General features: G+C 64.1%; 8 protein-coding genes. 7 read left to right on the top strand and 1 reads right to left on the bottom strand.

From position 1 onward, the window contains the following. The 6 genes from trbJ to GOB81_RS16935 all read left to right on the top strand — a co-directional run. Positions 1 to 609: P-type conjugative transfer protein TrbJ (gene trbJ / locus GOB81_RS16960; protein ID WP_173571418.1), on the top strand; the 609-nt coding region annotated here is incomplete at its 5' end. A 3-nt stretch (positions 610 to 612) separates the two neighbouring features. Next, positions 613 to 2,052, top strand: a complete 1,440-nt coding sequence (gene trbL, locus GOB81_RS16955) for a P-type conjugative transfer protein TrbL (RefSeq protein ID WP_173571417.1) — start codon at positions 613 to 615, stop codon at positions 2,050 to 2,052. Further along, positions 2,052 to 2,735: a conjugal transfer protein TrbF gene (trbF, locus tag GOB81_RS16950; protein WP_018308106.1), complete on the top strand. Its 684-nt coding sequence runs from the start codon at positions 2,052 to 2,054 to the stop codon at positions 2,733 to 2,735. Before trbL ends, trbF begins: the two co-directional genes overlap by 1 nt. Further along, positions 2,732 to 3,733, top strand: coding sequence for a P-type conjugative transfer protein TrbG (gene trbG / locus GOB81_RS16945; RefSeq protein ID WP_018308105.1), 1,002 nt, complete (start codon positions 2,732 to 2,734; stop codon positions 3,731 to 3,733). The genes trbF and trbG overlap by 4 nt, the downstream gene beginning before the upstream one ends. Next, entirely contained in the window at positions 3,730 to 4,932 is a 1,203-nt protein-coding gene (locus GOB81_RS16940; protein WP_010667184.1) for a TrbI/VirB10 family protein, read from the top strand. Before trbG ends, GOB81_RS16940 begins: the two co-directional genes overlap by 4 nt. Beyond that, positions 4,929 to 5,189 carry a DUF2274 domain-containing protein gene (locus GOB81_RS16935; protein WP_010667185.1) on the top strand — a complete coding sequence of 87 codons (261 nt, stop codon included), beginning with the start codon at positions 4,929 to 4,931 and terminating at the stop codon, positions 5,187 to 5,189. Before GOB81_RS16940 ends, GOB81_RS16935 begins: the two co-directional genes overlap by 4 nt. Here the strand turns inward: GOB81_RS16935 and GOB81_RS16930 are convergent. Then, entirely contained in the window at positions 5,152 to 6,078 is a 927-nt protein-coding gene (locus GOB81_RS16930; RefSeq protein WP_010667186.1) for a LysR family transcriptional regulator, read from the bottom strand. The genes GOB81_RS16935 and GOB81_RS16930 overlap by 38 nt on opposite strands. A gap of 214 nt (positions 6,079 to 6,292) precedes the next feature. Between GOB81_RS16930 and GOB81_RS16925 the strand changes: the two genes are divergently transcribed. Beyond that, on the top strand, positions 6,293 to 6,742 hold a 450-nt coding region (locus GOB81_RS16925; protein WP_173571416.1), incomplete at its 3' end, for a hypothetical protein.

The raw sequence follows: 6,742 nt of genomic DNA, 5'->3' as shown, positions 1-6,742 counted from the left end.
CGCACGCTCCAGCAGATCGACAACCAGATCACGTCACTGGCCAATCAGGCGCAGATGCTGGTCAACCAAGGTCGCAATCTGGCGAGCCTACCACTTTCGACACTGTCGACGCTGCAATCGACGATTTCCCAAACCACAGCGTTGCTCGCGCAGGCGCAGAATATTGCCTACAGCGTCCAGTCCGTCGAGCAGCAGTACCAGCAGGCGTACACGTCCGTGTCCTCTGGCATGTCCGACGGTGCCCTGTTCAGCCAGGCACAGACACGCTGGCAGAATTCTGTGGGTGGGTTCGAGGACGCCCTGAAGCTTCAGGCGCGGGTGGTAGGAAACATCCCGAGCGACAGTTCGGCCATGACGCAACTGGTTTCGGCCAGCCAGACGTCAACCGGGGCGTTGCAGGCCGCGCAGGCCGGCAACCAGCTTATGGCCCTGCAATCCCGGCAACTGTTCGACATCCAGGCGGAACTGGCCGCCAATGGCCGGGCTGCGGACCTCGAACGGGCGCGACAGGCGGCGAACGAGGCAGGGGCGGAAGCCCAATATCAGCATTTTTCGCAGTATGACGCCTATGTTCCCCAGGCCGTCGCCATCCCAAGTTCTGGATATTGAGCAATGGCGAGCGACAATGTCGGCATCATCGACGGTTTCCTGAATACCTTCGAGACTACGATCGACAGCGGTTTCGGTCTGGTGAAGGGAAGTGTGGTGTCGCTGGCCGGCTCGCTCTCGGTGCTGGACATCGTGCTGGCCGGCCTGTTCTGGGCTTGGGCCGCCGATGAGGACATCATCCAGCGTCTGGTGAAGAGGACGCTGTATATCGGCTTCTTTGCCTTCGTCATTGACCATTTCAGCGGCCTGTCGGGGATCGTTTTCAACAGTTTCGCGGCCCTCGGGCTCAAAGCCGGGGGCGGCACGCTGGCGCTTGGGGATTTCATGCATCCCGGCCGACTGGCGGCGACCGGGCTCGATGCCGCGCAGCCGCTGCTGGATGCGGCGAGTAAACTGGCGTTTTCCTTCGGTGCGCTGGCCAGCATCGTGCAGATCCTCGTCCTGCTCCTGTGCTGGTTCATCGTGCTGGCGGCCTTCTTCATCCTCGCGGTGCAGCTCTTCGTGGCGATCGTCGAGTTCAAGCTGACCTCACTCGCGGGCTTCGTGCTGATCCCGTTTGCCCTGTTCAACCGCACGGCGTTCCTCGCCGAGAAGGTACTGGGCAATGTCGTGTCGTCCGGCGTGAAGATCATGGTGCTGGCGGTTATTTCCGCCATAGCTTCCGTGCTCTTCAGGCAGTTCACGACGTCCTACGGTGATAGTGCGCCCACCATCGGCCAGGCGCTGTCCGTCGTGCTGGCGTCACTCTGCATCGTGGGTCTCGCCATTTTCGGCGGCTCGCTCGCCAATGGGCTGATTTCCGGTGCCCCGCAGCTTGGTGCCGGGGCAGCAGCGGGAACCGCGATGGCGGTGGGCGCGATGGGGGCTGCGGCTGTTGCCGCGCCCGCCGCCGTGGCGTCTGGCGGAGCGGCGGCCCTCGGTGCGACGGCAGCGGCAGCGCGCGGAGGGGCTGCCGTCGCAGGTGCCGCCACGACAGCCTACTCCATGGGGGCGGCCGGACAGACTGGTGCGGCGGGCATGGCATCGGCGGCTGGCAATGTCGGTCGCGCCGCTGGGGGTGCTGCGATGAACGCCGTGAAGAGCAAGGTCGGCGCGGCAACATCCTCGTTGAAGGAAAGCTACTCTGCTGGCGGACGCTGGGCCGCCGGTGCGATGGGCGGCGCCGGAGAAGGCGATAGGCCATCGGGTGACGGTGCGTCTTCAGGCCCGTCCGGCGGCGGAGGTGATCCCGGTACCGGGCCTGCCGGTAGCGGTAACCCTGGTGGCGGCCCCTCGGGAGGCGACCCCGATAGCGGCGACGGCTCCGACGGCAAGCCGCCCCGCTGGGCGCGGAACATGAAGCGCCGCAACGCCGCCACCCATGCCGCCGAGGCCGCCCATATCATCCGCTCCGCCGATGGCGGGGGCGGGTCCACGTCCATCGATCTCTCGGAGAAAGAATGATGTTCCGTCGCTCCACAACACGCTACGGGACCACGCCCGAGCCCGTCACCCCATACCAGAAGGCAGCGCAGATCTGGGATGAGCGCATCGGCTCGGCCCGCGTGCAAGCCCGCAACTGGCGTCTCATGGCCTTTGGCTCCCTGTTCCTGTCCGCCGGTCTCGGGGGCGGGCTGGTCTGGCAGTCCGCGCGCGGCACCATCACGCCGTGGGTCGTGCAGGTGGACCGGCTGGGGCAGGCGCAGGTCGTTGCCCCGGCCACGTCCGGCTACATGCCCGCCGATCCGCAGATCGCCTGGTATCTGGCGCAGTTCGTCCATGACGTGCGGTCCCTGTCTTCGGATGCCGTGGTTGTCCGGCAGAACTGGCTGCGCGCCTATGATTTCACCACCACGTCCGGCGCTGTGGCCCTCAATGATTATGCCCGCCTGAATGATCCGTTTTCGCGGATCGGGCACGAGCAGGTCGAGGTGGACATCGCCTCGGTGATCCGGGCCTCTCCCGGAAGTTTCCGGGTGGCCTGGACGGAGCGCCATTACCGTGACGGCGCGTTCACCGGCACCGAACGCTGGACCGCCATCGTCTCGGTTGTTCTGCGCACCCCGCGCGACGCGGATCATCTGCGGAAAAACCCGCTCGGAATCTACGTCTCCGCCATTAACTGGTCGAAGGAGCTTGGCCAATGATCCGTCGTGCTCTTCGTGCTTTGCCGTTGCTGACCCTGCCCCTGGCGGGTTGCGCGCAACAGTACCATCCACCCGTCATACGATATGACGACGCGGCCCAGGCCATGCTCCTGCCTGATCCGCCGAAGCCTGTGCGGGTGGTGGAAGTCCCGCGGCTGCTTCCCCTGCCGGGTCAACTCAAGCCGCTTCCACCCTTGCGGCGTGCCCATGTCGTGCCCGAGGCGGCTGACCCTACCGTGCGCGTGACCCAGGCCAATCTTGCCGCCCGCATCCAGCCGACGCGGGCCGGTTATGTGAATGCGGTGCAGGTCTATCCCTACAGCGCGGGCGCGCTCTATCAGGTCTATGCCGCGCCCGGCGAGATCACCGACATCATGCTCCAGCAGGGCGAGAAGCTGGTCGGTACTGGCCCGGTCGCGGTGGGGGACACCGTGCGCTGGATTGTCGGCGATACCACCAGTGGCGCGGGTACGACCAGAAGGGTGCATATCCTGGTCAAGCCGACGCGACCGGACCTGACCACCAATCTGATCGTCAATACCGACCGGCGGACCTACCTTGCCGAACTGCGGGCGACACCCGCGACCTATATGGCGTCCGTCTCCTGGGACTATCCCGAGGATGAGCTGATTGCCCTGCATCGGCAGGACAGTAACGCCGACGAAGCGGCGCCCGTGGATGCGGGGCTGAATCTCGACGCGCTGAATTTCCGATACGCGATCGAGAGTGTGAAAGGCGGAACACCGCCCTGGCTGCCCAGCCGGGCGTTCGACGATGGCCACAAAGTCTATCTCGCGTTTCCGTCCGGTATCGGGCAGGGCGAACTGCCGCCGCTGTTCGTGCTGGGGGCCGATGGCGGCCCGGAACTGGTGAACTACCGGGTGAGGCAGAACTGGATGATCGTCGATCGCCTGTTTGCGGCGGCCGAATTGCGGCTTGGGGATAAACATTCCGAGCAGCGAGTACGGATCGTCCGCACGGATGGCAGGAAGTCATGAGCGGCGCGGAAGAGCGCCCGGAAGGGAATACGGGAGCCACCACAAGCGGAAGCGGAACAGGACCATCATCCCCGCCGCCCTCTCCCGATTTGCGGCTGCGCGTGCAGCGTCCGCCGGTGGTCCGGCTCTCGCGCCCCGTCATCTGGACGCTGGGTGGTGCGGGGATGCTCGCGATCGGTCTTGCGCTGGGCTACGCGCTGCAAAATGGTACACAGAAGGGGTCGGTCCAGGGGGCACAGGACACCGACACCCGTCCTTCGGCCGACGGGCTGGCCGCTCTCCCCAGTGATTATACCGCCACTCCAAAACTCGGGCCGCCTTTGCCCGGCGATCTCGGCAAGCCGATCCTCGACGCACAGCGGAACGGTCGCGCGGGACCGGTCTCGGGCATGGGAGACCGCCGTGGCGATCAGGAAATCGAGGCGGCCCGCACCAGCAGGCTCTTCGCCCAGATCGAGGCGCGGGACGGCCAGACTGCGCAGACGATTCCGGTCATGGCCACCGCTCCCGGAGCACAGGCATCACCGACCGGCCCCGACCAGCAGACCGGCAATCGCGCCTTCCTGGCGGGTCAGCCGGACCGCATGACCGTCAGCCCGGATCGGATCGTATCTCCCGCCTCGCCTTATATCCTCCAGGCTGGGACCGTCATTGCCGGCGCACTCAATACGAAGATCAGTTCCGATCTGCCCGGACAGATCGTAGGGCATGTCACCCAGAACGTCTATGACAGCCCGACCGGACGGTCCTTGCTTATCCCGCAGGGAAGCACCCTGTTCGGGGCCTATAACAGCGGCATTTCCTTCGGGCAGCAGCGCACCCAGATCATCTGGACCCGGCTGATCTATCCGAACGGCGAAAGCCTCGTCCTGGAAAAGCTGCCCGGCGGCGACGCCATCGGCCAGTCCGGCCTGTCCGACGAGGTGAACAATCATTGGGGCCAGCTCTTCAGGGCGGCGCTCGTCACGACCCTCCTCAGCGTGGGCTCCGAAGCGGGCACGTCATGGAACGAGAACAACCTGATGCAGGCCATCCGCTCCGGCGCGAGCAACGGGTTTTCCATGGTCGGCAACCGGCTGATTGATCGCAGCCTGAATATTCAGCCGACGCTGACAGACCGGCCGGGCCTGCCGTTCATGCTTATCCTGAATCGCGACCTGATCTTGAACCCCTGGCACCCAAAGGAACCGGCTCCATGACGAAGCTGCGCATCACCGAAATTCCCGACGAAAAGCCGGTCCGCGTCACCGTGGACCTGCCTGCGGACCTTCATCGCGATCTCGTCACTTATGCTGCCCTGGTCAGCCAGAACGGCCAGCCCGTCGAGCCTGCCCGTCTCGTGCCGCACATGATCCGTGGCTTTATCACATCCGACCGCGCGTTCCGAAAGCTCCGGCAGGGGCCACGGCGGGCAGCCGTTAAAACGCAGCCGCCTGCTGCTCCAGAAAACGAATGACTGTTCTCGCGGCCGGTGGGCAGCGCTCACGGTGCCAGGCCGCGCCATACGCGAAGTGGGAAAACCCGTCCCCGTCGATGACTTCCACTACAGCGATCCGCTCCCGGATGGCAGCGGGCAGAAAGCCCAGCCAGGCATCCGGCAATAGGGCAATGCCACTTCCATTTGCTGCCAATGCGACGACCCGCAGGCTTCTGACCGCCTCCTGACGTGTCACAGGAACAAATCCCGCCTGCCGCATCTTGCGCATCAGGAGCGCGAGCAGTTCGTCGCCGGTATCATCCTTCCCGATCAGAAAGATTCCGTCGTGCAACTCGGCCCATGACGCGGTTCCGACCTGTGCGATCGGATGTTCGACCGGCATGATCGCAACGACACGATCGCTCCAGAGCGGGATCGTGGCCGCCATGCTGCCGGGCAAGGGCAGCGTCATTATCGCGAGGTCGATCTCTTCCTGTTCCAGGGCCTGGAGCAGTTCTTTTTTCGCATTATCCCGATAAATGAAGGAGATACCGGGTTGCGCACGGCTGTACGACTCCAGTATCGCCGAGATCCGGCCGGGTGGGATGCTGCCCTGGACGCCCACGGAGATGACGCCGGTCTCGCCCCGGCTCCAACGCCGCGTGCGCTCGTACAGTCCGACAGTTCCATCGAGCAGCTTCTCAGCCTCTCGCAGAAAGGCAACTCCCGCCGGGGTCAGTCTGGCACCGCTCGACGTGCGTCGAAAGAGGGAGACGCCAAGTCGCTCTTCCAGTAATCGCAAAGACCGGCTTACGGCAGATTGTTTGCCTCCCAACGCCCGTGCGGCTCCGTGGATACTTCCCTCCCTCGCGATGACACGCACGAACAGCAATTCCCGCAGATCGAGAGGTGGTCGCCGAACCGACATTTTCTGTCTATCCCGATTTTTTGAAGACCTTCGGCATGACGTGCCAAAATCCAGTCATCGTGCTTTCAAGTCTGCAATCATATTTCGTTCACAATATATTATGGAATTACTGTCTGGCTTCGCCATGAAGCCATCGCAGTATCCGCACTACGGTGCGAAATGCTCTTGTGGCATAGTGCGCTAATGTACCACCTCGCCGGAGAGAAATGGAAGCATGATGAACCTATTGGACGAATTCATCCCGCGCTTCGATTTCAGCGAGCGACACAGTGTCGATATCTCCGCCCCGGCCAGTCGCATCATGAACGCGGTGGCTGCATGGCGGAATCAGGACGATCCGCTGGTTCGTGCCGCCATCTGCCTGCGCGAAATGCCCGCCCGGCTGTTAGGCCATGCGCGGCAACGGCATCTGGACCTCACCGACTTCACGGTGCTGGAACGGCGGGGCGATGCCGCCCTGGTCTATGGCCTCATCGGCGCGTTCTGGCGGACGGATTACGGATTGTGCGACATTCCTACGACCGGCGCTTTTCTCATCCCTCGCCAAGATGACGTCTGCAAGCTCGCTCTGGGCTTCTCCATCCAGCGGGGACCACACGGCACCCAGCGGCTGGTGACGGAAACCCGCGTGTTTTGCGTCACGGACCGGGCCAGGCGTCGCTTC

Origin of the sequence: Acetobacter conturbans, from assembly GCF_011516755.1 — a bacterium.
Lineage (GTDB): Bacteria > Pseudomonadota > Alphaproteobacteria > Acetobacterales > Acetobacteraceae > Acetobacter > Acetobacter conturbans.
The sequence above is the reverse complement of the archived record's forward strand: the minus strand, read 5'-3'. Positions and strand labels throughout refer to the sequence as shown.